General features: G+C 63.6%; 28 protein-coding genes. 7 read left to right on the top strand and 21 right to left on the bottom strand.

The annotated features are described in order from the left end of the window. The first annotated feature begins 15 nt into the window (after positions 1–15). The 6 genes from cpaB to QRN11_RS00500 all read left to right on the top strand — a co-directional run bounded on the left by cpaB (position 16) and on the right by QRN11_RS00500 (position 5848). On the top strand, positions 16–771 hold the full coding sequence (gene cpaB / locus QRN11_RS00525; protein WP_285249433.1) for a Flp pilus assembly protein CpaB: 756 nt from the start codon (positions 16–18) through the stop codon (positions 769–771). Continuing rightward, positions 768–1961, top strand: coding sequence for a CpaE/TadZ family protein (locus tag QRN11_RS00520; RefSeq protein ID WP_285249432.1), 1194 nt, complete (start codon positions 768–770; stop codon positions 1959–1961). The genes cpaB and QRN11_RS00520 overlap by 4 nt, the downstream gene beginning before the upstream one ends. Next, a complete protein-coding gene (locus QRN11_RS00515; protein ID WP_285249431.1) occupies positions 1961–3457 on the top strand; it encodes a TadA family conjugal transfer-associated ATPase in 1497 nt (498 codons plus the stop codon). Before QRN11_RS00520 ends, QRN11_RS00515 begins: the two co-directional genes overlap by 1 nt. Before the next feature lie 8 nt (positions 3458–3465). Beyond that, entirely contained in the window at positions 3466–4398 is a 933-nt protein-coding gene (locus tag QRN11_RS00510; protein ID WP_285249430.1) for a type II secretion system F family protein, read from the top strand. Positions 4399–4405: 7 nt separating this feature from the next. Continuing rightward, positions 4406–5290, top strand: coding sequence for a type II secretion system F family protein (locus QRN11_RS00505; RefSeq protein ID WP_285249429.1), 885 nt, complete (start codon positions 4406–4408; stop codon positions 5288–5290). Between the two features lie 93 nt (positions 5291–5383). Then, complete coding sequence (locus tag QRN11_RS00500; protein WP_285249428.1) at positions 5384–5848, top strand: Hpt domain-containing protein; 465 nt, start codon at positions 5384–5386, stop codon at positions 5846–5848. Positions 5849–5859: 11 nt separating this feature from the next. Here QRN11_RS00500 and QRN11_RS00495 read toward each other — a convergent pair whose 3' ends face one another. After that, positions 5860–6651, bottom strand: a complete 792-nt coding sequence (locus tag QRN11_RS00495; protein WP_285249427.1) for a response regulator transcription factor — start codon at positions 6649–6651, stop codon at positions 5860–5862. Positions 6652–6906: 255 nt separating this feature from the next. Here QRN11_RS00495 and QRN11_RS00490 point away from each other — a divergent pair, with 255 nt between their 5' ends. Beyond that, positions 6907–8574 carry a sensor histidine kinase gene (locus QRN11_RS00490; protein ID WP_285249426.1) on the top strand — a complete coding sequence of 556 codons (1668 nt, stop codon included), beginning with the start codon at positions 6907–6909 and terminating at the stop codon, positions 8572–8574. Between the two features lie 50 nt (positions 8575–8624). Here QRN11_RS00490 and QRN11_RS00485 read toward each other — a convergent pair whose 3' ends face one another. From QRN11_RS00485 to rplN, 20 genes are all read right to left on the bottom strand, one after another. After that, positions 8625–9518 (bottom strand): tRNA pseudouridine synthase A, encoded by an 894-nt coding sequence (locus QRN11_RS00485; protein WP_285249425.1) that lies wholly within the window; start codon positions 9516–9518, stop codon positions 8625–8627. Positions 9519–9550: 32 nt separating this feature from the next. Continuing rightward, on the bottom strand, positions 9551–10147 hold the full coding sequence (gene rplQ, locus QRN11_RS00480) for a 50S ribosomal protein L17 (RefSeq protein WP_285249424.1): 597 nt from the start codon (positions 10145–10147) through the stop codon (positions 9551–9553). Positions 10148–10218: 71 nt separating this feature from the next. Beyond that, complete coding sequence (locus QRN11_RS00475; RefSeq protein ID WP_013601812.1) at positions 10219–11229, bottom strand: DNA-directed RNA polymerase subunit alpha; 1011 nt, start codon at positions 11227–11229, stop codon at positions 10219–10221. Positions 11230–11360: 131 nt separating this feature from the next. Beyond that, positions 11361–11762 (bottom strand): 30S ribosomal protein S11, encoded by a 402-nt coding sequence (rpsK, locus tag QRN11_RS00470; RefSeq protein WP_018760435.1) that lies wholly within the window; start codon positions 11760–11762, stop codon positions 11361–11363. Between the two features lie 54 nt (positions 11763–11816). Further along, entirely contained in the window at positions 11817–12191 is a 375-nt protein-coding gene (rpsM, locus tag QRN11_RS00465) for a 30S ribosomal protein S13 (protein WP_003803743.1), read from the bottom strand. Between the two features lie 175 nt (positions 12192–12366). Further along, positions 12367–12480: a 50S ribosomal protein L36 gene (rpmJ, locus tag QRN11_RS00460; protein ID WP_009358722.1), complete on the bottom strand. Its 114-nt coding sequence runs from the start codon at positions 12478–12480 to the stop codon at positions 12367–12369. Between the two features lie 70 nt (positions 12481–12550). Then, positions 12551–12772, bottom strand: coding sequence for a translation initiation factor IF-1 (gene infA, locus QRN11_RS00455; RefSeq protein WP_009358723.1), 222 nt, complete (start codon positions 12770–12772; stop codon positions 12551–12553). A 172-nt stretch (positions 12773–12944) separates the two neighbouring features. After that, on the bottom strand, positions 12945–13952 hold the full coding sequence (locus tag QRN11_RS00450) for a P1 family peptidase (RefSeq protein WP_285249423.1): 1008 nt from the start codon (positions 13950–13952) through the stop codon (positions 12945–12947). A gap of 102 nt (positions 13953–14054) precedes the next feature. After that, the gene (gene map, locus QRN11_RS00445) at positions 14055–14882 is read right to left on the bottom strand and encodes a type I methionyl aminopeptidase (RefSeq protein WP_142057507.1); all 828 of its coding nucleotides are present in this window, start codon (positions 14880–14882) and stop codon (positions 14055–14057) included. A gap of 69 nt (positions 14883–14951) precedes the next feature. Then, positions 14952–15521: an adenylate kinase gene (locus QRN11_RS00440; RefSeq protein WP_181762524.1), complete on the bottom strand. Its 570-nt coding sequence runs from the start codon at positions 15519–15521 to the stop codon at positions 14952–14954. 5 nt (positions 15522–15526) lie between these two features. Beyond that, positions 15527–16837, bottom strand: a complete 1311-nt coding sequence (secY, locus tag QRN11_RS00435) for a preprotein translocase subunit SecY (protein WP_091415074.1) — start codon at positions 16835–16837, stop codon at positions 15527–15529. Between the two features lie 215 nt (positions 16838–17052). After that, a complete protein-coding gene (gene rplO, locus QRN11_RS00430) occupies positions 17053–17544 on the bottom strand; it encodes a 50S ribosomal protein L15 (protein ID WP_142057503.1) in 492 nt (163 codons plus the stop codon). Between the two features lie 2 nt (positions 17545–17546). Continuing rightward, positions 17547–17753: a 50S ribosomal protein L30 gene (gene rpmD / locus QRN11_RS00425; RefSeq protein WP_050054322.1), complete on the bottom strand. Its 207-nt coding sequence runs from the start codon at positions 17751–17753 to the stop codon at positions 17547–17549. Positions 17754–17755: 2 nt separating this feature from the next. Continuing rightward, the gene (rpsE, locus tag QRN11_RS00420; RefSeq protein WP_091415069.1) at positions 17756–18478 is read right to left on the bottom strand and encodes a 30S ribosomal protein S5; all 723 of its coding nucleotides are present in this window, start codon (positions 18476–18478) and stop codon (positions 17756–17758) included. Then, positions 18475–18858: a 50S ribosomal protein L18 gene (rplR, locus tag QRN11_RS00415; protein WP_091415067.1), complete on the bottom strand. Its 384-nt coding sequence runs from the start codon at positions 18856–18858 to the stop codon at positions 18475–18477. The genes rpsE and rplR overlap by 4 nt, the downstream gene beginning before the upstream one ends. A gap of 2 nt (positions 18859–18860) precedes the next feature. Further along, positions 18861–19397 carry a 50S ribosomal protein L6 gene (gene rplF, locus QRN11_RS00410; RefSeq protein WP_050054319.1) on the bottom strand — a complete coding sequence of 179 codons (537 nt, stop codon included), beginning with the start codon at positions 19395–19397 and terminating at the stop codon, positions 18861–18863. An 18-nt stretch (positions 19398–19415) separates the two neighbouring features. Continuing rightward, positions 19416–19814: a 30S ribosomal protein S8 gene (gene rpsH, locus QRN11_RS00405; RefSeq protein ID WP_090950922.1), complete on the bottom strand. Its 399-nt coding sequence runs from the start codon at positions 19812–19814 to the stop codon at positions 19416–19418. 88 nt (positions 19815–19902) lie between these two features. Then, positions 19903–20484: a 50S ribosomal protein L5 gene (gene rplE, locus QRN11_RS00400; protein WP_050054317.1), complete on the bottom strand. Its 582-nt coding sequence runs from the start codon at positions 20482–20484 to the stop codon at positions 19903–19905. Beyond that, positions 20484–20846 (bottom strand): 50S ribosomal protein L24, encoded by a 363-nt coding sequence (rplX, locus tag QRN11_RS00395; RefSeq protein ID WP_013601824.1) that lies wholly within the window; start codon positions 20844–20846, stop codon positions 20484–20486. Before rplX ends, rplE begins: the two co-directional genes overlap by 1 nt. A gap of 3 nt (positions 20847–20849) precedes the next feature. After that, positions 20850–21218, bottom strand: coding sequence for a 50S ribosomal protein L14 (gene rplN / locus QRN11_RS00390; protein WP_009358299.1), 369 nt, complete (start codon positions 21216–21218; stop codon positions 20850–20852). Positions 21219–21952 lie beyond the last annotated feature (734 nt).

Here is a 21952-nt window from a genome sequence, read left to right as displayed (position 1 = left end):
ATCCAGGAGTTGAAAGTGAAGTCTCGCCTGCTCGCCGGAACGGCCGCGGTCGCTTTGGCGATTGTAGGAGCCCTCCTCATCGTCTTCTACGCCCAAGGCGCGGACGCCCGGGCATTGGCCTCCACGGAACCCAAGAACGTCTTGGTAGTAAAGAACGCTATCCCGGCCGGCACGCCAGTAAACGACATGACCGCCTCCCTGGTTGTAGAGAAGATCCCCTCAGCAGGAGTGTCGGTCAGTGCCCTCAGCACCCTGGACAACAAGGCTGGCACGGTCAGCGCTGTGGACCTCGTGCCCGGTGAACAGCTCCTGGCAGAACGACTCGTCGCGCCGGCGGATGTGAAAGCCAAGGGGGCGGTCGAGGTACCGGCCGGTCTTCAGGAAGTCTCGTTCGAGGTAGAGCCCAAGCGCGTCGTGGGCGGGCGCATCAACGTGGGTGACCACGTGGGTATCTCGCTCAACTTCGAAAACGGCGCCGTAAAGGCCGCCGCAGGAGACGCCTCCACCCAGCTCACCCTCCGCAAGGTCTTGGTCACCGCCGTCCAGCGTGCTCCGCAGGCCGCGAGCGCGGAAAAGCCGGCGGACGGAACGGATCCCGCAGACACCACCCTCCCGGAGGGCTCCCTCATGCTCACCGTCGCAGTCAGCGATGTTGACGCCAGCAAGATCATCTTCACCTCCATCAACGGCAGCCTCTGGCTCACCAAGGAACCCCTGGACGCCCAGGACAACGGCCCCCGGATCGAACGCAAGGAAGTGGTGTACAAGTGAGCCGCTTCGTCCTGCTCTCCCCCAACGGAGACTTTGACCAGAAGCTGCGCGCCGCCGTCGCCAACGGCCTGCGCGGCTCCGTCCAAACCATCGCCTCGGACATCCTCCCGGCCGGCCCGCATGAACTCTTCGCCCTCCTCAACCAGGAACAGCCCGAAGTCCTCATCATCGGACCGGACGTGCCCTACGAGGAAGCTCTGCGCTTCGCCAAGGTCTTCGACGTCCAGGTCCCCGGCCTCAGCCTGGTGCTGGTCAGCGACGTGGATCCCGGGCACCTCCTCAATGCCATGCGCGCCGGCATCCGGGACATCCTCAGCCCGCAGGCGGACGCCGCAGAAATCCGGGTGCTGCTCGAACGGGCCTGCCAGTCCTTCGCCACCCGCCACCGCGGCCCCGAAAGCAACCAGGAAACCAACGGCAAGGGCCTGGTGATCGGCGTCTTCTCCCCCAAAGGCGGCGTCGGCAAAACCACGCTGGCCACGAATATCGCCATCGGCCTGGGGCAGATCGCGCCCATGAGCGTGGTCATCGTTGACCTGGACCTCCAGTTCGGCGACGTCGCCTCCGGCCTCTACCTCAACCCCCAGCACACCGTTACGGATGCCGTCACGCCGGCAGCAGCCCAGGACTCCCTGGTCCTCAAGGCCTTCCTCACCGTGCACCCGGCCGGCATTTACGCCCTCTGCGCACCGCCGAACCCGGTGGACGCGGACCACATCACCCCGGAACAGGTCAGCCGCCTGGTGGAACAACTGTCCCACGAATTCCAGTACGTGGTCCTGGACACCGCCCCCGGCATGCCCGAAATCGGCCTCGCCGCGATGGAGCAGTGCACAGACGTGGTGTGGGTCAGCGCCATGGACATCCCCAGCCTGCGCGGCCTCCGCTCCGGCCTCGAGGTGCTCCGCCAGCTCGAGATCATGCCCGAATCACGCCACGTTGTCCTGAACATGGCGGACCCCAAGGCAGGGCTCAACGTCCGCGACGTCGAATCCACCATCGGCGCGCCCGTGGACGTCAGCGTTCCCCGGTCCCGCGCCGTGGCACTGTCCACCAACCGCGGCATCCCCGTCCTCCAGGAATCCAAAAAGGACCCGGCCGTGAAAAGCCTCCGCCAGCTCGTGGAGAGGTTCAACCCGGCCTGGCGTGCCCAGGCCCAGCGCAAACTTCACCGAAGGGTGGTCATCTGATGAAGCTCTCCGAACGGATCAGCGCAGTCCAGGACCGCGCCCAGGCGAGCGGCAGCAACGTTGCCGTGCTCGAGCCGCCGCGTCCCGCCGTCGTGCCCCCCTCTCAAGACGGCGGGGTGCGGCACACTCCGGCCCAACAGGCTCCCCTGACGCCAACCTACGACGCCGGCACCCCCTCAGTGCCCACCTCACCGAAGGTGGATGTCTTCGCAGCCATGAAGGACAGGGCAGCCACCGCCCTGTTCGAGCGGATGGGAACGCGCTTCAACGACGCGGCCGTCACCGAGCAGGAACTCCGGGCCACCGCCAAGGAGGAACTGACCCGGATCATCGACGCCGAGCAGGTACCCCTCTCCCCCGAGGAACGCACCCGGCTGGTCCGCGACGTCGCGGACGACGTGCTGGGTTACGGACCCCTCCAGCGCCTGCTGGACGATTCCGCCGTCACGGAAATCATGGTCAACCGCATGGATCAGATCTACGTGGAGCGCAAAGGCAAGCTGACCCTCACCGAATCCCGGTTCAGCTCCGAAGAGCACCTCCGCAAAGTCATCGAGCGCATCGTCTCGAAGGTGGGCCGCCGCATTGACGAATCCTCGCCTCTGGTGGATGCGCGCCTCGAGGACGGCTCCCGTGTGAACGCCGTGATCCCGCCGCTGGCCGTCGGCGGCTCCTCGCTGACCATCCGAAAATTCAGCAAGACTCCGCTAACGGTCCGCAACCTGATCGACTTCGGAACCCTGACCCCGGAAATGGCCGAGCTTCTCAACGCCTGCGTCAAGGCCAAGCTCAACATCATCGTGTCCGGCGGTACCGGCACCGGCAAGACCACGCTGCTCAATGTCCTGTCCTCCTTCCTCCCGTCCGACGAACGCATCGTCACCATCGAGGACGCCGTGGAACTCCAGATCCAGCAGCAGCACGTGGTCCGTCTCGAAAGCCGGCCGCCGAACACCGAAGGCAAGGGTGAAGTCACCATCCGCGAGCTGCTGCGCAACTCCCTGCGTATGCGGCCGGACCGGATCGTGGTGGGTGAGGTCCGTGGCGGGGAATCGCTGGACATGCTCCAGGCTATGAACACCGGCCACGACGGTTCCCTCTCCACAGTCCACTCCAACTCGCCCCGCGACGCCGTTGCCCGACTTGAGACGCTGGTGCTGATGGCCGGCATGGACCTTCCCCTGCGGGCCATCCGCGAGCAGATCGCCTCCGCCGTCAATCTCATCGTCCAGATCTCCCGGCTTCGTGACGGCTCCCGCCGCATCACCCACGTCACCGAAGTCCAGGGCATGGAAGGGGACATTGTGACCCTCCAGGATGCGTTCGTCTTCGACTACTCGGCCGGAGTGGACGCCCACGGCCGCTTCCTGGGCAAGCCCGTTGCTACCGGTATCCGGCCCCGCTTCATTGACCGGTTCGAGGACCTGGGCATCCACGTCTCCCCCAGCGTCTTCGCCGGCCCCCAAAACCCCGCACACCAACCACCCGGAAGATAGGCACAGCCGTGATCCTCGCTGTTGGAGCAGTTATCCTGCTGCTCGCCGTCACCCTCTTGGGCGTGGCCGTACTGCTGCCCAGCACTCCGGACGTGCCGCTGGACCGCCGCCGGCCCTTCGAACCCGAGCCGCCGTCGTCGATCTCCCGCCTGGCGGTCTCCGGTGTGCGGTCCTTCGAACGGCTCCTGCAGGGGCGGAACGTCCGCCTCTTCTCCCGGGCCGAACTCGAGAACGCCGGGCTGCGCCTGAGCCAGGCCGAGTTCTTCCTGCTGGTGGGGATTGGCGCTTGCGTCGGAATGCTGGTGGGTGTGGTCACTGTGGGACCGCTGGTGGGAATCCTGCTGGCGCTGCTTTCGCCCTTCGTGGGGAAACTGGTCCTGGGATTCCTCGCCGGAAAACGCCGTGCCGCGTTCGACAGCCAGCTCGGCGACACCCTCCAGCTCCTCTCGGGCGGCCTCCGCGCGGGCCACAGTATTTTGCGCGCCATCGATGCAGCCGGCGCCGAGTCCCAGAAGCCGACGTCGGAAGAGATGCGTCGGGTGATTACCGAAACCAGCCTGGGCCGGGACCTGCTGGCTGCCCTCAACGACACCGCTGACCGGATGAAGAACGAGGACTTCGTCTGGATATCCCAAGCCATCCAGATCAACCGCGAGGTGGGCGGCAACCTGGCGGACGTCCTGGACCAGGTAAACGAAACCATCCGCGAGCGCGCTGAAATCAAGGGACACATCAAGGCTTTGGCGGCTGAGGGCAAGTTCTCTGCCTACATCCTCATTGCCATGCCCTTCGGCATCGTGGCCATGCTGCTGGCTGTCAGCCCGAACTACATGAACTCCATGTTCACCCATCCCCTGGGCTGGGTGATGATCGGTGCATCGTTTGTCCTCATGACCATCGGCGCACTCTGGATGCGCAAGATCATCGACCTGAAGTTTTGAGGACGCCATGAACCTGGTAGTTCTCCTCTCCGTCCTGCTGGTCTGCGTCCCCGTGGCCGGCCTCGCCTGGTCCGCCCTCACGGTGGACAGGCAGGGCCGCATGGCGGTCAGCGATCTGCTGTCCCGCGGGGCCGCACCGCTGGCCGCCGCTCCCGCCGCCAAACCGGGCCTGCTCGAAGGCATCGGCCGCCGGCTCACCCCTCCTGCCTATGTCGCGTTCCTTGACCGCTTGTTGGCCCTGGCCGGCAGGCCAGTGTCCATGCCACTGGGCAAAGTGCTGGGGTCCAAGCTCGGCATCGGGGCGGCGGGCGTTGCCGCCGGTATCTACCTGAGCTCGGTGGGCAGCACGCCCCTGATGAAGCTGGCGGGGCTGTTCCTGCTGTTCCTGGGCTACTTCATCCCGGACCTGCTGCTCTACAGCAAGGGGCTGGAGCGCCAGAAGGTCATCCAGCTGGAACTGGCCAACACCCTGGACCAAATGCTGATCTCTGTTGAGGCAGGGCTGGGCTTTGAGGGTGCCATGGCCCGCGCCGGCGACAACGGCAAAGGACCCCTGGCCGAGGAACTGGTACGGACGCTGCAGGACATGCAGGTGGGCCGCAGCCGCCGCGAGTCCTACCTCGCCCTGGCCGAGCGGACCAACATACCGGAGCTGCGCAGCTTTGTGCAGGCAGTGGTGCAGGCGGACACATACGGCATCGCGATCAGCAGGGTGCTGCGGGTGCAGGCGAAAGTGATGCGGGTAAAGCGGCGCCAGCGCGCCGAGGAAAAGGCCATGAAACTTCCGGTGATGATCCTGTTCCCGCTGTTGTTCTTCATTTTCCCGGTGCTGTTCATCGCAATTCTCGGACCGGCCGTCATCAATACCATCGCGACATTCAGCGGACAATAGGGGCCCCAGAACCAGGCCCAAGGATCCCTCAAGGTTTACACAGGATCACCCGAAATAGGACAACCATCGAATTGCAGGAAGTAGCCTTGAAGAATGCAAAGTCCAGATCCCGGCTCCAGCGACAGGAGCACAGCTGCGGAGCCACCGCGGCCCGGGATCACAGCACTAACCGGTTCCGTGCTCTCACAGGAAGCGGCCGGGCGCTTGCCGCTCGTTGACGCCGCCGTGCTTGAGGAGCTCGAAGACGAACTGGCCGGCTCCGGGCTCGCCCAGAGGTTCGCCCGCGACTATGCGGCCATGTGGGACCAGCGCTGCGCCCGGCTGGCCGCCGCGGTCCACAGCCAGGACAGTGAATCCGCCCTGGACGCCGCCATCAGCCTGAAGATCAGCTCAGCCATGGTGGGCGGAGTGCGGCTGGCAAAACTTGCGGAGCTGCTGGAGACGCTCATCCGGCAGGGTGACTTCGGCCAGGGACAGGTCCTGATGGCGCGGGTTGCCCAGGACGGGGTCCAAACAGTGTCCGAGCTCCAATCCACGTACATTCTCAAGAACGGCTGAACGGCACCAAGTCAGCCCTGCGCCGCGTCCTGCCTGCTGGGGGCCAGTCGGTACCCCACGCCGCGGACAGTCTGCAGCCAGCGGGGTGCAACGGGGTCTTCTTTCAGCTTTCGCCGCAAGTTGCCGATGTGGACTTCAACAGCCCGCTCGTCGGCCTCGCTGATGTAGGTATCTTCCTCGTAGAAGTCGCCGCGGACTGCCCGCACCAGGTCTTGGCGCGTGCAGACTGCCCCGCCGCCGCGCAGGAGCACGTGCAGCAGGTCGAACTCGCTGCGGGTGAGGCCAAGCGGTTCCCCCTTGATTTCCACGGTGCGCGTGCGGTGGTTCAGCTCCAGGCCATTATGGTGCAGCACTGCCGCGTCATCGGGACGGGCTGCCGCTGCGGGCGCGGCTCCCCACCCCGCCAACGCGGGCTTTTCCCCGGTGATCTCATGCCGGGGCCTGCGCATCATTGCCGATACGCGGGCCCGCAGCTCCCGCGGCCGGAACGGCTTGGCAATGTAGTCATCGGCGCCGGCATTGAGGGCGGACAACAGGTCCGGCTCCTCAGTGCGGCCAGTGAGCATCACTATGTAGGCGTTGCTGAAGTTGCGGATCCGCCGCAGCACCTCGAGGCCGTCGATGTCCGGCAGCCCGATGTCCAGCGTCACCACGTTGGCCTGCTTATTGCGGACCACTTCCACACCGGCCCGCCCGTCAACTGCTGTATGCACCTCAAAGCCCGCCTGGCTCAACACTCCCTCGAGGAGGTTCCGCACATCGGCGTCGTCTTCGATAACTACAGCCACACCAAGATCGTCCATTGATATCCCTGCGCCAGGCGGTGATGGCCCCCCATTGGCCCAGCGCCAATGCCATTCCCGCTCCAACCCTTTATACGCTACAAGTAACCGAGGCTGATGACACCTGTTTCAACATGGCATTTGAAAAGTCAATTATTATGACAGAACATGTGGATTACGAGTCAGAGAGGATGTGTGCCAAGGTGCCTTACAGGAATTTGTATGCACCTGCGCCCGAAAGTCCTATTATCGTCCGGCATGGCCCAGGCATAGTTAATGGCTGACCGCCTCTTTCCCCGCCGGTCAGCCAGGATTTTCCAGCGGCTTGGGCCACGTTCGCAAGTGGCCCTGTGCCAGCTGCCCCTGACCCTGATCGTTGCTGCCCTCGCTGTAGCCACGCCCTTTGCGTGGCCCACCTTGCTGCACAGCCCGCTATATCTGGCCGGCATCATCCTGTCCGGCGGACTGTTCCTCGGCTGCCTCCTGGTCCCGTGGGAGCGGCTGGCGCACCGCCCCTACCTGCTGATTCCCGTCCTGGACTTCGTCTCCATCGGGCTGCTCCGGAACGGCGCCGCCCCGCTGCTCCCAGGGTTGGCCGTCCTGGCTGTATTCCCGGTGATCTGGCTTTCCGCCTCGGGGATGCTCACCCGCAGCAGCCTGGTCCTGAGCTTTTTTGGTCCCATGTTCATCATGGTCCCCACCCTCGCCGGACGGTTCCCAAACCTGACCGCCTCGGACATCACCAGTACGTTCCTCTTTCCCCTCATGACGCTCGCGGTGTCCCTGGCCATCAGGTTCGCGAGTGCGCACGTCCGCCTGCAGCAGCGTGAGCTGGCGGAGAAGGACAGGGAACTGCGCGAACTGCTGCGGGCGAGCAGGGAGCGCGAAAAGCTGCTCGAGACAGTCCTGGACGCCACCGACGTCGGAATCGCCGCCGTGGACCGGTCCGGCCACTTCCTGGTGTCCAACAGCCGGCAGCGGAACTTCCGCCAGGCCACCCGCGCCGACGACGCCGTTCCCGGGCAGGGCCACCAGCTGATTTTCGGACCGGACCGGAGGACCCTGCTGCCTCCGGAAAAGCGGCCCATCAGCCGTGCCATCGCCGGTGAATCCTTCGCCGACTACCTGGTGTGGGCCGGCGAGGGAGCTGACCAGCGTGCAGTGTCCACGGCCGCCCGCCCACTGGTGAATGAGGACGGCCAGCTTACCGGCGCCGTCGTTGTCTACACCGACGTGACCGGCTGGGTGGAGTCGCTGGCGGCCAACCATGAGCTGGTCTCCAACGTGACCCACGAGTTCAAGACGCCGCTGAACTCCATCATCGGCAACGTTGACCTGGTGCTCGAAGACGACGCAGCCTTGCCGCCGCAGGTGGCCCGCCGCCTCCTGGTGGTCCAGCGGAATGCCGAGCGGCTGCTGGCCCTGGTGGCTGACCTGTCGGCGTCGGCGTCGGCGGCGCTCAATGTCCACCCGAAGCGGACGGACCTGGCGAGCCTCGTGGAAACCACCATCGGCTCTGCCCAGGCCCAGGCCGAGCTGGCCAACATCAACCTTTCAGCGGATGTTCCCTCGCCACTCTGGGCGTACGCGGACCCGCTCCGGATCGGCCAGGCCCTGGACAACCTGGTATCAAACGCCATCAAGTACTCCCCCGGCGGCGGCAACGTCAGCATCAGCGCCCGCAGCACCAGGGAGTGGGTGCAGCTCAGCGTCAGCGACACTGGCATGGGCATCAGCAGCGAGGACAGGGAGAGGGTCTTCAAGCGCTTCTTCCGGACCGATTCCGCCCGGGACGCGGCCATCAGCGGCGCCGGGCTCGGCCTGTCGATCACCAAGATGATTGTGGAACGCCACGGCGGGCAGATCTCCTGCGTCAGCGGCGAGGGACAAGGCAGCACCTTCACCCTGACCCTGCCGGCCGAGGGTCCGCCGCCGTCCTTCTAGGCTTCGACAAGCTCAACCACCGGTGATTGAGCTTGCCGAAATCCAGGGGACTAGTACTCCCGCAGCGCCCGGGTGAGCTCGGCGCGGGCCAGGAGCTCGTCGTCGGACGGGTAGGCCACTTCCTCGAGCACCAGCGGGTGCGGGGCGGCCAGCACGGACTTGGCATCGCGTTTCTGCGCCAACAGCCGCTCATGCAACCAGCCCGGCTCCTCCACGCCCTCGCCCACGTACAGGGCGGAGCCGATCAGGGCGCGCACCATGTTGTGGCAGAAGGCGTCGGCCTGGACGGTGGCCACAATGACGCCGTCTTCCCCGCGCGCGAACTCAAAACGCTGCAGCTCACGGATGGTGGTGGCGCCCTCCCGCGGCTTGCAGAAGGACAGGAAGTTCTGCAGCCCCAACAGCTTCGACGCGCCCTCGTTCAGCAGCGACACGTCCAACCGGTTTTTATGCCACAGCGTGGAGTACCGGCCCAGCGGATCCCAGAGCGCAGGCCCGTCCGCGATGCGGTAGCTGTAGCGGCGCCAGAGCGCCGAGAACCGGGCGTCAAAACCTTCCGGCGCCAGCGAGATGCGGTGCACCTCCACTGCCCCGGTCAGGTCGCCGAGGATGCGGCTGAGGGCGCCGCGGATCCTTCGGAGCATGGCGACGGCGGGATCCAGTTCGTGCCCTCGCGGCAGTCCCTGCCACTCGGCTTCCGTGAGGTCCAGGTGGACCACCTGGCCCCGGGCGTGCACGCCGGCGTCGGTGCGTCCGGCGACCGTCACTCGGATGGGGCGCCGGATCAGAAGCTGCAGGGCCTCTTCAAGGGCGCCCTGGACGGTCCGCAGGCCCGGCTGCAGGGCCCACCCGCTGAAGGGGCCGCCGTCGTACGACAAATCCAGCCGGACACGCAAAAACCCGCCGCCCCCCAATACGGGGGCCGCGGGTTTTTGGTCGTTCATAGACTCAAGTCTATGCGAAGAAAATCAGCGAATTACTTCGCGTCCTTCTCTTCGGCTGCCGGAGCTTCAGCTTCCTCAGCGGCCGGAGCCTCTTCGGTAGCAGCCTCTTCGGTCGCAGCTTCTTCAGCGGCGGGAGCCTCCGTAGCTTCATCAGCAGCGGGAGCCTCGGCGACCTCAGCCTCGGGAGCTCCCTCGGCGGCCGGAGCAGCCTTCTCTGCATCGCGCTTGGCAGCCACGGTAGCCTCAGCTACAACAGCCTGCTTGGCGGAAACCGGCTCGAGAACCAGTTCGATGACAGCCATGGGAGCGTTGTCGCCCTTGCGGTTGCCGATCTTGGTGATGCGGGTGTAGCCGCCGTCGCGATTCTCCACTGCCTGGGCAATGTCGGTGAACAGCTCGTGGACGACGCCCTTGTTGCTGATCAGGCCGAGGACCCGGCGGCGGGAAGCGAGGTCGCCACGCTTGGCGAAAGTCACCAGGCGCTCTGCGTACGGCTTCAGGCGCTTGGCCTTGGTCACCGTGGTGGTGATCCGCTTGTGCTCGAACAGGGATGCTGCCAGGTTCGCGAGCATGAGGCGCTCGTGAGCCGGGCCGCCTCCGAGGCGCGGACCCTTAGTGGGGGTAGGCATAATTGTTTCTCCTCAAATGGAAGCCGTGGGCCCTGCACACCATGGTGCCTGCCCGCCGGCCAAGGTCTGGTTTAGAGTTCGTCGTCGCCGAAGGCGGCGTCGTCCTCTTCGATTGCTGCGGCGCGTGCTGCGAGGTCAAAACCGGGAGGCGAGTCCTTGAGGGACAGGCCCAGTTCAACCAGCTTTGCCTTGACCTCGTCAATGGACTTTGCACCGAAGTTGCGGATGTCCATCAGGTCAGCCTCGGAGCGGGCAACGAGTTCACCCACGGTGTGGATGCCCTCACGCTTGAGGCAGTTGTAGGAACGGACGGTGAGGTCCAGATCCTCGATCGGCAGTGCCATGTCGGCTGCCAGGGCAGCGTCGGTGGGCGACGGGCCGATCTCGATACCTTCAGCTGCGGTGTTCAGCTCACGTGCCAGACCGAAGAGCTCCACCAGGGTGGTGCCTGCGGAAGCAACAGCATCGCGCGGGGCGATGGCCTGCTTGGTCTCGACGTCGACAATCAGCTTGTCGAAGTCGGTGCGCTGCTCAACACGGGTTGCTTCCACGCGGAAAGTAACCTTCAGCACCGGCGAGTAGATGGAGTCGACCGGGATACGGCCGATCTCTGCGTCGCCGGACTTGTTCTGAGCTGCCGAAACGTAGCCGCGGCCGCGCTCGATGGTCAGTTCGAGTTCGAACTTGCCCTTCGAGTTCAGCGTGGCGATGTGCAGATCCGGGTTGTGGAATTCGACGCCGGCCGGCGGAGCGATGTCCGCTGCGGTGACGACTCCGGGGCCCTGCTTGCGCAGGTAAGCAACAACCGGCTCATCGTGCTCGGAGGAGACCGACAGGCTCTTGATGTTCAGGATGATCTCAGTGACATCTTCCTTGACACCCGGAACCGTGGTGAACTCGTGCAGCACGCCATCGATCCGGATGCTGGTTACGGCAGCACCGGGGATGGAGGAGAGCAGGGTACGGCGGAGGGAGTTTCCGAGGGTGTAGCCGAAGCCCGGTTCCAGCGGTTCAATGATGAAACGCGAACGGTTTTCGGAGACTACCTCTTCGGAGAGGGTGGGGCGCTGTGCAATGAGCACTTAGGTTTCCTTTCGGCGAGCATCCGCTATATGACGCAACACAGGTGGTGGAAATTCGGTCTGAAGACTTAACGCGCTGGGCTTGCCCGGGCCATCGATGGTCCGGGCAAGCTCAAGCGGCGCTGGAAGCCTTAGACGCGGCGGCGCTTCGGCGGACGGCAGCCGTTGTGGGCGGCGGGGGTGACGTCCTGGATGGAGCCAACCTCGAGGCCGGCAGCCTGCAGCGAACGGATCGCGGTTTCGCGTCCCGAGCCCGGGCCCTTCACGAAAACGTCAACCTTGCGCATGCCGTGCTCCTGGGCGCGCTTTGCAGCAGCCTCGGCAGCCATCTGGGCAGCGAACGGGGTGGACTTACGCGAGCCCTTGAAGCCAACCTCACCTGAGGAAGCCCAAGAGATAACAGCGCCGCTCGGATCCGTGATGGAAACGATGGTGTTGTTAAACGTGCTCTTGATGTGCGCCTGGCCAAGCGCGATATTCTTCTTGTCCTTCTTACGCGGCTTGCGAACCGCGCCACGAGTCTTCGGGGGCATTATTTCTCCTACAGAAAGTTATTGGGGGGAAGTCCGTAAATCCCGTGCGGGATTTTAACGGGCCTTCTTCTTGCCGGCGACGGTGCGCTTCGGGCCCTTGCGGGTACGTGCGTTCGTCTTCGTACGCTGTCCGCGTACGGGCAGGCCCTTGCGGTGGCGCAGGCCTTCGTAGCTGCCGATTTCAACCTTGCGGCGGATATCTGCTGCTACTTCGCGGCGAAGGTCACCCTCAACCTTGTAGTTGCCTTCAATGTAGTCACGCAGCTCAACCAGCTGGGCATCAGTCAGGTCCTTGACGCGAACGTCAGCGCTGATGCCCGTGGCAGCCAGGGTTTCGTGTGCACGGGTCTTGCCCACGCCGTAGATGTAAGTAAGCGCAATTTCCAGCCGCTTTTCGCGGGGAATGTCTACGCCAGCGAGACGAGCCATAGTGGCAGTACTCCTTGATAAACCGGAGGTCGTAGGCAGTACACCCGCATGTTCCATGCGGCCCCAGCCTCCGACCGGGGGTTAGCTGTCCGGGCTCCATACGTCCCAGATCAGCTTGTGCTGCCTTTATTTACTTGCGTGGGTTAGCAACCCAGGAATTCCCGATGAAGGGAATTTAGCCCTGGCGCTGCTTGTGGCGCGGGTTCTCGCAGATCACCATGACCCGGCCATTACGGCGGATCACTTTGCACTTTTCGCAGATCTGCTTGACGCTCGGCTTGACCTTCATGGCATTCCTTTGCGTGTAACAGTTGGTCAACTGGAGCGGCGTTCAGTTCACACTGAGGCCGCCCAGCAATTTACTTGTAGCGGTAGACGATACGACCACGGGTGAGGTCGTACGGGCTCAGCTCCACCACTACGCGGTCCTCAGGGAGAATCCTGATGTAGTGCTGACGCATCTTTCCAGAGATGTGTGCCAGTACGATGTGCTTGTTGGTGAGCTCAACGCGAAACATCGCGTTAGGCAGCGCCTCAGTCACAACGCCTTCGATCTCAATGACCCCGTCCTTCTTGGCCATACCCTCCGCTAACTGTTGTTGCCGCAGTCCCGCCGGATTGCACCGGGCATGACCACGAACGTTTTTGTTGGATCGATTGTCAGCTTCAGGCCCCAAAAGGGCGTGGCAGTCCAGACAACCAACAAACAACACTACTCTGTATCGCCGTAAAAGTTAAATCGGCCATAGTAACCTACCCGGTGCCGTACACACCATAATCCCCCGCCGGAGTGCTCACGGCCCGGGCGCTGGCCACGCCGTCGAGGATGGCCAAACGGACGACGTCGGCTGCCGCACTCTGCAGCGTGATAAGGCTGATCTGCCGGGCAACTTCGTCGCTGCGGTCAAGTGCTACAGCTTGGGTGGACAAGCAGAAGACCGTGTCCCCATCGCCAAGAGTATGCGAAGGATTCAAAGCCCGCGCAATCCCGGCATGCGAAGCCGAAGCAGTCCGCTTGCACTCGGCCACGTCGAGAACGGCATTGGTTGCGACGACGACCAAGGTCGTATTCAACGGCGCGTCTAAGGTGGGCCCACGCGAGCCGGGTTCCCTGGCCGAGCTTGCGAGGTTAGGGGGCTCGTGGGGCGGAACGACCGAGCGCGCGGAGGGCTGCGGAGCCCGCCCGCCGTCAACCACCGGGAAACCAAGAGCATTGACGACAGCGATCGCGCCCACCACAACGCCGTTATCGAGCGTGACCGATGAGGTGCCGACCCCGCCTTTGTACGTCCGGGCGATGACTGCTCCGGTGCCGGCGCCCACGTTGCCGCGTCCGATGTCGTGCCCGTCCTTCTCGGCGGCAGCGGCGGCGGTTGCCGCGTAGCCCATGTCCGGCGTCGGGCGGGCCGAAAAGTCGCCGCCGCGGCCCAGGTCGAAGATCGCCGCCGCCGGGACGATGGGCACCACTCCCCCGGGGACGGGGAACCCGCGGCCGTTCTCCTCGCACCAGCGCTGGGCGCCGGCTGCCGAAGCCAGGCCGTAGGCGCTGCCGCCGGTGAGGACCACGGCGTGAACAGCGCTGACCAGGGTGGTGGGGTCGAGCGCGTCCGTTTCGTGGGTGGCCGGTCCGCCGCCCTGGACGTCAACTGACCCGATGGTGCCCGGCGGCGGCAGGATCACGGTTACCCCGCTCAGCCAGCCGTCGTCGGTCTTCTGTACGTGGCCAACCCGGATCCCGGGCACGTCGGTGATTGCTCCCATGGCACCCATTGTTCCCCCTCCCCCAACTGAGTAGCGCCAAGTGTCGTTTTGAAGGGTCAAAACGACACTTGGCGCTACCTGGTTGGGCTGGGAGAGCGGAACCTACGGGATCGGCACCGGGGTGACGCCGAGGGGCACCAGGTGCTCCGCACCGCCGTCGGGCGCGGATAGCACCCAGATGCCCTTTTCGTGGACTGCGACGGAATGCTCCCACTGGCAGGAGCGGGCGCCGTCGGTGGTGATGACGGTCCAGTCGTCCTCCAGCACGGCGGTGTCGATGCCGCCGCGGACCAGCATGGGCTCGATCGCCAGGCAGAGGCCCGGCCGGATCTTGGGGCCGCGGTGGCTGGTGCGGTAGTTCAGGACGTCCGGCGCCATGTGCATTTCGGAGCCAATGCCGTGGCCTACGTAGTCCTCGAGGATGCCCAGCGGCTTGCCGGGCACGGAGGATACGTAGTCGTCGATGGCGGCACCGATATCGCCCACATGCTTACCGGTGGCCAGCGCGGCGATCCCCCGCCACAGGGCCGCGTGGGTCACGTCGGAAAGCCGCTGGTCCTCGGGGTCTGCGGTGCCCACGATGACTGTCCGCGCCGAGTCGGAGTGCCAGCCGTTCACGATGGCGCCGCCGTCGATTGAGATGATGTCGCCGTCGTTCAGGACCCGGCTGCCGGGGATGCCGTGGACTACTTCCTCGTTGACGGAGGTGCAGATGGTGGCCGGGAACCCGTGGTAGCCGAGGAAGTTGGACTTGGCGCCGGCCTCGTTGAGGACAGCGGCGAACACGTCGTCCAGGTGCTTGGTGGTGACGCCAGGGACGGCGGCTGCAACAGCGGCATCCAGGGCACGGCTCAGGACCAGGCCCGCCTCGTGCATGGTGCGCATCTGGGCGTTGGTTTTGTATTCGATGCGGGGCTGGCCAAAGGCCATGGTGCTTCCTTTCAAATGGCTGAGGCCCCTCCCGTGTACCGGGAGGAGCCTCGGAAAAACTTGCCTGGATCAGGCCGCCTGTGCGGTCTTAATGGCCTGCATGACGCGGTCCGTCACTTCGTCGATCGGCCCAATGCCGTCTACCTGGGTGAGGATGCCGCGCTCGGCATACTTGGCCACCACTGCTTCGGTCTGCTCGTGGTACAGGTCAAGGCGGTGGCGGATGACGGCTTCGTTGTCGTCGCTCCGGCCCGTTTCCTTGGCCCGGCCCAGGAGCCGGTGGACCAGTTCCTCGTCATCGGCCGTCAGCTGCAGGACGACGTCGAGCTTCTCGTCGCCCTTGGCGAGGATCTCGTCGAGGTAGTCAACCTGCGCCGTGGTGCGCGGGTAACCGTCCAGCAGGAAGCCGCTTTCGACGTCGGACTCGCTCAGGCGGTCACGCACCATCTTGTTGGTGACGCTGTCCGGAACGAAGTCCCCGTTGTCCATGTACTTCTTGGCTTCGATGCCAAGCGGTGTTTCGCCCTTCACGTTTGCACGGAAGATATCGCCGGTGGAGATGGCCACAACGCCAAGGCGCTCTGAAATCCGCTCCGCCTGCGTTCCTTTTCCGGAACCGGGAGGTCCAATAATCAGCATTCTCGTCATCGCAAAAGCCCTTCGTAGTGACGTTGTTGTAGCTGCGCATCAATCTGCTTGACGGTCTCCAGGCCAACGCCCACCATGATCAGGATCGAGGTGCCACCGAACGGGAAGTTCTGGTTTGCGTTGATCAGTACCAGTGCCACCAGCGGAATCAGTGCCACGAAGCCCAGGTAGAGGGCACCGGGCAGCGTAATCCGGGAGAGCACGTACTGCAGGTAGTCAGCGGTCGGTTTACCGGCGCGGATACCTGGAATGAAGCCGCCGTACTTCTTCATGTTGTCCGAGACCTCTTCAGGGTTGAAGGTGATCGCGACGTAGAAGTAGGTAAAGAACACGATCAGGACGAAATAGATCGCCATGTAGATCGGGTGGTCGCCGCGGGTCAGGTTGTTGTTGATCCATTCGACCCACGGCTGGAGCTGCTCGCCCGGCTTCGGCTGGTTGAACTGGGAAATCAGTCCAGGCAGGTAAAGCATGGAGGAAGCAAAGATAACGGGGATAACGCCGGCCATGTTGACCTTGATCGGGATGTACGTGCTGGTACCTCCCACGGTGCGGCGGCCGATCATCCGTTTGGCATACTGCACCGGGATCCGGCGCTGCGACTGCTCAACGAAGACCACCAGTGCCACCGTCAGCAGGCCTACGGCCAGAACGATGAAGAAGGTTCCCGGGCCCTGCGAGGTCCAGATGGCGCCCAGCGAGGTGGGGAACTGGGCTGCGATCGAGGTGAAGATGAGCAGGGACATACCGTTGCCCACACCCTTCTCGGTGACGAGCTCGCCCATCCACATGATCAGGCCGGTGCCGGCTGTCAGGGTGATGATGATCAGGATGGTGGTGATCACGCTGTCATCAGGGATGATCGGCAGGTTACAGCCGGGAAGCAGCTGGCCGGACCGCGCCAGGGACACCAGTGTGGTGGCGTTGAGCAGGCCCAGGGCGATGGTGAGGTACCGGGTGTACTGGGTCAGCTTGGACTGACCGGACGCGCCCTCTTCGTACAGTTCCTGGAACCGGGGAATAACCACCCGGAGCAGCTGGACGATGATGCTCGCCGTGATGTACGGCATGATGCCCAGCGCGAAGATGGACACCTGGAGCAACGCGCCGCCGCTGAACAGGTTAACGAGCTGGTACAGGCCGCCTGCGGTCTGACCGTTCTGCAAGCATTGCTGGACATTCTGGTAGTTCACACCGGGCGAGGGAATGAAAGCACCCAAGCGGAAGATGGTGATGATTCCCAGCGTGAACAACAACTTGCGTCGCAGATCAGGCGTGCGAAAGGCCCGGCCAAATGCGCTAAGCAAGCGTCCTCCTGGTGATGTGGATAAGAGTGTGTGATGGGGATCTAAGAATCCCAACAACCGAGTCTAACGGTTGGATGCGCCATGCGAACAATCCGTGGAAGTCCACGTGCGCCAGGTGGCGGGAAAAACACGCCCGACGGATGTGAAAAACTCCCGGTACCGGGGCCCTGGGCCCCGGTACCGGGAGTTCAACAACGGGCTTTCACCCACCGGCTCTAGAGAGCGGTGGTGCTTCCGCCTGCTGCAGCGATCTTTTCAGCAGCGCTGGCCGAGAATGCGTGGGCGGTGACGTCTACCTTGACGGTGATGTCGCCGGTGCCCAGCACCTTGACGGGCTGGTTCTTGCGAACGGCACCCTTTTCGACCAGGTTCTCGACGGTGACAGAGCCACCTTCCGGGAACAGCTCGTTGAGCTTGTCCAGGTTCACAACCTGGAACTCAACGCGGAACGGGTTCTTGAAGCCGCGCAGCTTGGGCAGGCGCATGTGCAGCGGCAGCTGGCCGCCGGCAAAGCCAGCCTTTACCTGGTAGCGGGCTGCAGTACCCTTGGTACCGCGACCAGCGGTCTTACCCTTGGATGCTTCACCACGACCAACACGGGTCTTGGCGGTCTTTGCACCCGGGGCGGGACGCAGGTGGTGAACCTTCAGTGCGTTCTGCTTCTCAGCAGCGGCGTCCTGAGCCTTTGCAGGAGTGTTCTCTGCCATTGTTACTTCGCCTCCTCTACCTGAACCAGGTGCGGAACCGTGTTGAGCATTCCAACGGTCACGGCGTCGGCAGTGCGGACAACGGTGTGTCCGATCCGCTTCAGGCCGAGGGACCGCAAGGTGTCGCGCTGGTTCTGCTTGCCGCCAATGGCGGACTTGATCTGAGTGATCTCCAACTGTGCGTCGGAGGGGACCAGGTTCTTAGCCATGACTATGCACCTGCCTTCGGAGCCAGGAGGGCCTTCACCAGTGCCGCCGGAGCGATCTCGTCGAGGGGCAGGCCGCGGCGTGCTGCCACTGCTGCCGGCTCTTCGAGGCGCTTGAGGGCATCAACGGTCGCGTGAACGATGTTGATGGCGTTGGAGGAACCGAGCGACTTGGAGAGGATGTCGTGGATGCCCACGCACTCCAGTACTGCACGGACCGGGCCACCGGCGATAACACCGGTACCGGCGGAAGCCGGACGCAGCATAACAACGCCTGCAGCGGCCTCACCCTGAACGCGGTGCGGGATGGTGTTGCCAACGCGGGGAACGCGGAAGAAGGACTTCTTGGCCTCTTCTACGCCCTTCGCGATTGCGGCAGGAACTTCCTTAGCCTTGCCGTAGCCAACGCCGACCATACCGTTGCCGTCACCGACGACGACCAGGGCGGTGAAGCTGAAGCGACGACCACCCTTGACCACCTTGGAGACGCGGTTGATGGTGACAACGCGCTCTACGAACTGGCTCTTCTCGGCTTCACGGCCGCCGTCGCGGCCACCACGGCCACCACGGTCGCCGCGGCCCTGGCCACGGTCGCCACGCTCGCCGCGACGAGCGCCGCCACGGCGGTCGTCGGCAGCTGCGGGAGCAGTGGTCTCAGCGGCAGCTACGGTTTCGGTAGCCTTCTGATCTGCAGACACAGTGTCCTTTTCCTTGTTTGCTTCCGTCACAGTGACAGCCCACCTTCACGTGCACCGTCAGCGACGGCGGCGATCCGGCCGTGGTACTTGTTACCACCGCGGTCGAAGACAACAGCTTCGATACCGGCAGCCTTGGCACGCTCTGCGACGAGTTCGCCAACGCGCTTGGCCTTGGCAGTCTTGTCGCCGTCGAATGCACGAAGGTCGGCTTCCAGAGTGGAGGCGCTCGCTACGGTCTGGCCAATGCTGTCATCGACAACCTGGACAAATACGTGGCGTGCGGAACGGTTGACGACCAGGCGAGGACGTACAGCTGTACCGGAGATGCGCTTACGGATACGAAGCTGGCGGCGGCTGCGCGAAGCAGACTTGCTCTTGTTCGTACGCTTCTTGTTAATTGAGATGGCCATGGTTACTTACCAGCCTTTCCGACCTTGCGGCGGATGACTTCGCCGGCGTAACGGATGCCCTTGCCCTTATAGGGGTCCGGCTTCCGCAGCTTGCGAATGTTGGCAGCAACTTCGCCGACCTGCTGCTTGTTGATACCTGAAACAGAGAGCTTGGTCGGGGTCTCAACTGCAAAGGTGATGCCCTCCGGTGCGGAGACATTGACCGGGTGGCTGAAGCCGAGAGCGAACTCAAGGTCAGATCCCTTGGCCTGAACGCGGTAACCGGTACCGACGATTTCAAGCTTCTTCTCGTAGCCCTTGGTTACGCCCTCGATCATGTTGGAGATCAGGGTGCGGGTCAGGCCGTGGAGAGAGCGGGAGGCGCGCTCGTCGTTCGGGCGGGCGACAGTCAGGGTGTCTGCATCCAGGGTGACCTCGATCGGGCTGGCCACAGTGTGGTTCAGCTCGCCCTTGGATCCCTTGACGCTGACGACAGAGCCGTCAACCTTGACCTCAACGCCGGCAGGAACGGTGATGGGGAGACGTCCAATACGTGACATTATTCTCTTCCTTTCCCGTTACCAGACGTACGCGAGGACTTCGCCGCCCACGCCCTTCTTGCCGGCCTGCTTGTCAGTCAGGAGGCCGGAAGAGGTGGACAGGATTGCGACACCCAGGCCACCGAGCACGTGCGGCAGGTTGGTGGACTTTGCGTAAACACGCAGGCCCGGCTTGGAGATACGGCGAACGCCAGCGATGGAACGCTCGCGGTTCGGTCCGAACTTGAGCTCGATGGTCAGCTTCTTGCCGACCTCAGCGTCCTCTTCCTTCCAGCTGGCGATGAAGCCTTCTGCCTTCAGGATGTCGGCAACGCGTGCCTTGAGCTTGCTGTACGGCATGGACACGGTGTCGTGGTATGCCGAGTTTGCATTGCGCAGACGCGTAAGCATGTCTGCGACAGGATCTGTCATTGTCATTGTGGGCTCTTGCCCTTCCTCATAACGGTTTCCGCGGTGCCGCTTCCACAAATGGGAGCCGTACCGCCGGACCTTTTACGTAGTTAGATTAGTCTTCGGCCTTGAACGGGAAACCAAGCGCCTTGAGCAGCGCGCGGCCTTCGTCATCGGTCTTTGCAGTGGTAACAACCGTGATATCCATACCGCGGGTGCGGTCGATCTTGTCCTGGTCGATTTCGTGGAACATAACCTGCTCGGTCAGACCGAAGGTGTAGTTGCCGTTGCCGTCGAACTGCTTGCCGGACAGGCCGCGGAAGTCCCTGATACGGGGCAGTGCGAGCGTGACCAGGCGGTCCAGGAATTCCCACATGCGGTCGCCACGCAGGGTAGCGTGTGCACCGATGGGCATGCCTTCGCGCAGCTTGAACTGTGCGATCGACTTGCGGGCCTTGGTTACCTGCGGCTTCTGGCCGGTGATCTGGGTGAGGTCGCGGACAGCGCCGTCGATCAGCTTGGAGTCCTTGGCGGCATCTCCAACACCCATGTTCACAACGACCTTCACGAGGCGGGGAACCTGGTTGACGTTTTCGTACTTGAATTCCTCAATGAGCGTGCTCTTGATGGATTCGGCGTACTTGGTCTTCAGACGAGGAACGATCTTCGTTGCCGGAGTCTCGAGAGTCTCAGTCATTAGATGTCCTTCCCTGAGCTCTTGGCCACGCGGATGCGGACTTCGCGCTGCTTGCCGTTGCGCTCAACGGTTTCAGTGCGGAAGCCAACGCGGGTGGGCTTCTTGGTGGACGGGTCAACCAGTGCCACGTTGGAGATGTGGATCGGGGCTTCAACAACCTCGATGCCACCGGTCTTGGTGCCGCGCTGCGACTGACCGACCTTGGTGTGCTTGGTTACGCGGTTGATGCCCTCGACCAGCACACGGTTGGTGTCGGTGAACACGCGCAGGACCTTGCCCTGCTTGCCGCGGTCGCCGCCGCGCTCAGCCTTGGCGCCAGTGATGACCTGAACGAGGTCACCCTTCTTGATCTTTGCAGCCATGGACTAGAGCACCTCCGGAGCCAGAGAAACGATCTTCATGAACTTCTTGTCACGCAGTTCACGACCAACCGGTCCGAAGATACGGGTACCGCGGGGGTCACCGTCGCCCTTCAGGATCACAGCTGCGTTCTCGTCAAACTTGATGTAGGAACCATCCGCACGGCGGCGTTCCTTCTTGGTACGGACGATGACTGCCTTGACAACATCGCCCTTCTTTACGTTGCCGCCCGGGATTGCGTCCTTGACGGTGGCGACAATGACGTCACCGATGCCTGCGTAGCGACGTCCGGATCCACCGAGAACGCGAATGGTAAGGATTTCCTTAGCACCCGTGTTGTCGGCGACCTTGAGTCGCGACTCCTGCTGAATCACTATTTACTCCTTGCGTCGCGCCGGTTCTCAGACCGAAAATCTTCCTACGGAATGAGCCTTGCGGAACGGTTGATCGGGGTGTCTCTTGACCTGCCTGGATTTTGCCAGACCAGGCCTAAACGCCCGTGCCAACAGCAGTTGCTTCCATCCGGTCCGGGTTAATCCCGGGCGCAAGGAGGCACTATGCCTTGGCACGCTTGTTTACGAGGTTTGATGACGGCGCGCGAAAGGCGCCATACAAACTCAAAATCTTAGCACGTTTTCCGCCCATCCCCATATCACCGCCTGGGCTCCCCCGCAAGACGGACGACGGCGTTACTCCGGGCAGCGTGTTGCCCCGCCCCAGGTGCCGCTCCCCCGGGCAAGCCGCACCGCCGTCGTCGTCCGCCCGCCTACCCGCCATAAACCCGCCCGCACGATGGGACGCTCTCTCACTTAATGTGCCTTTTCGGCTGGCGCTCTCTCACTTTCCTGAGAGAAGTGATAGAGCGTTGGCCAAAAGCACGCATTAAGTGAGAGAGGGTCGAAGCGGACGACGGCGTCACGCACGGCAGCTTGGCGGCCCGCCCCGGTGCCGCTCCCCCGGGCAAGCCGCACCGCCGCCGTCGTCCGCCCACCGTCCCGCCATAGACCCTCCCGCATGATGGGACGCTCTCTCACTTAATGTGCCTTTTCGGCCGGCGCTCTCTCACTTTCCTGAGAGAAGTGATAGAGCGTTGGCCAAAAGCACGCAT

Origin of the sequence: Pseudarthrobacter sp. fls2-241-R2A-168 (assembly GCF_030209335.1) — a bacterium.
In the GTDB taxonomy this organism is placed as follows: domain Bacteria; phylum Actinomycetota; class Actinomycetes; order Actinomycetales; family Micrococcaceae; genus Arthrobacter.
This window is presented reverse-complemented; position numbering and strand designations above follow the sequence as displayed.

What these genes read in the sequence shown, in the direction of transcription:
- QRN11_RS00485 (WP_285249425.1), bottom strand. Translation starts at nt 9,518, where the DNA reads ATGAACGACCAAAAACCCGCGGCCCCCGTATTGGGGGGCGGCGGGTTT.
- QRN11_RS00450 (WP_285249423.1), bottom strand. Translation starts at nt 13,952, where the DNA reads ATGGGAGCAATCACCGACGTGCCCGGGATCCGGGTTGGCCACGTACAG.
- rplX (WP_013601824.1), bottom strand. Translation starts at nt 20,846, where the DNA reads ATGGCTGCAAAGATCAAGAAGGGTGACCTCGTTCAGGTCATCACTGGC.
- QRN11_RS00495 (WP_285249427.1), bottom strand. Translation starts at nt 6,651, where the DNA reads ATGGACGATCTTGGTGTGGCTGTAGTTATCGAAGACGACGCCGATGTG.
- rpsM (WP_003803743.1), bottom strand. Translation starts at nt 12,191, where the DNA reads ATGGCTCGTCTCGCTGGCGTAGACATTCCCCGCGAAAAGCGGCTGGAA.
- infA (WP_009358723.1), bottom strand. Translation starts at nt 12,772, where the DNA reads ATGGCCAAGAAGGACGGGGTCATTGAGATCGAAGGCGTTGTGACTGAG.
- QRN11_RS00440 (WP_181762524.1), bottom strand. Translation starts at nt 15,521, where the DNA reads ATGCTGATTATTGGACCTCCCGGTTCCGGAAAAGGAACGCAGGCGGAG.
- rpmD (WP_050054322.1), bottom strand. Translation starts at nt 17,753, where the DNA reads ATGGCTAAGAACCTGGTCCCCTCCGACGCACAGTTGGAGATCACTCAG.
- rplE (WP_050054317.1), bottom strand. Translation starts at nt 20,484, where the DNA reads ATGACTGAGACTCTCGAGACTCCGGCAACGAAGATCGTTCCTCGTCTG.
- rplO (WP_142057503.1), bottom strand. Translation starts at nt 17,544, where the DNA reads ATGGCAGAGAACACTCCTGCAAAGGCTCAGGACGCCGCTGCTGAGAAG.
- QRN11_RS00500 (WP_285249428.1), top strand. Translation starts at nt 5,384, where the DNA reads ATGCAAAGTCCAGATCCCGGCTCCAGCGACAGGAGCACAGCTGCGGAG.
- rpmJ (WP_009358722.1), bottom strand. Translation starts at nt 12,480, where the DNA reads ATGAAGGTCAAGCCGAGCGTCAAGCAGATCTGCGAAAAGTGCAAAGTG.
- map (WP_142057507.1), bottom strand. Translation starts at nt 14,882, where the DNA reads ATGGCCTTTGGCCAGCCCCGCATCGAATACAAAACCAACGCCCAGATG.
- QRN11_RS00515 (WP_285249431.1), top strand. Translation starts at nt 1,961, where the DNA reads ATGAAGCTCTCCGAACGGATCAGCGCAGTCCAGGACCGCGCCCAGGCG.
- rplQ (WP_285249424.1), bottom strand. Translation starts at nt 10,147, where the DNA reads ATGCCTACCCCCACTAAGGGTCCGCGCCTCGGAGGCGGCCCGGCTCAC.
- rplF (WP_050054319.1), bottom strand. Translation starts at nt 19,397, where the DNA reads ATGTCACGTATTGGACGTCTCCCCATCACCGTTCCTGCCGGCGTTGAG.
- rpsK (WP_018760435.1), bottom strand. Translation starts at nt 11,762, where the DNA reads ATGCCCCCGAAGACTCGTGGCGCGGTTCGCAAGCCGCGTAAGAAGGAC.
- QRN11_RS00490 (WP_285249426.1), top strand. Translation starts at nt 6,907, where the DNA reads ATGGCTGACCGCCTCTTTCCCCGCCGGTCAGCCAGGATTTTCCAGCGG.
- rpsH (WP_090950922.1), bottom strand. Translation starts at nt 19,814, where the DNA reads ATGACAATGACAGATCCTGTCGCAGACATGCTTACGCGTCTGCGCAAT.
- rplR (WP_091415067.1), bottom strand. Translation starts at nt 18,858, where the DNA reads ATGGCCATCTCAATTAACAAGAAGCGTACGAACAAGAGCAAGTCTGCT.
- QRN11_RS00505 (WP_285249429.1), top strand. Translation starts at nt 4,406, where the DNA reads ATGAACCTGGTAGTTCTCCTCTCCGTCCTGCTGGTCTGCGTCCCCGTG.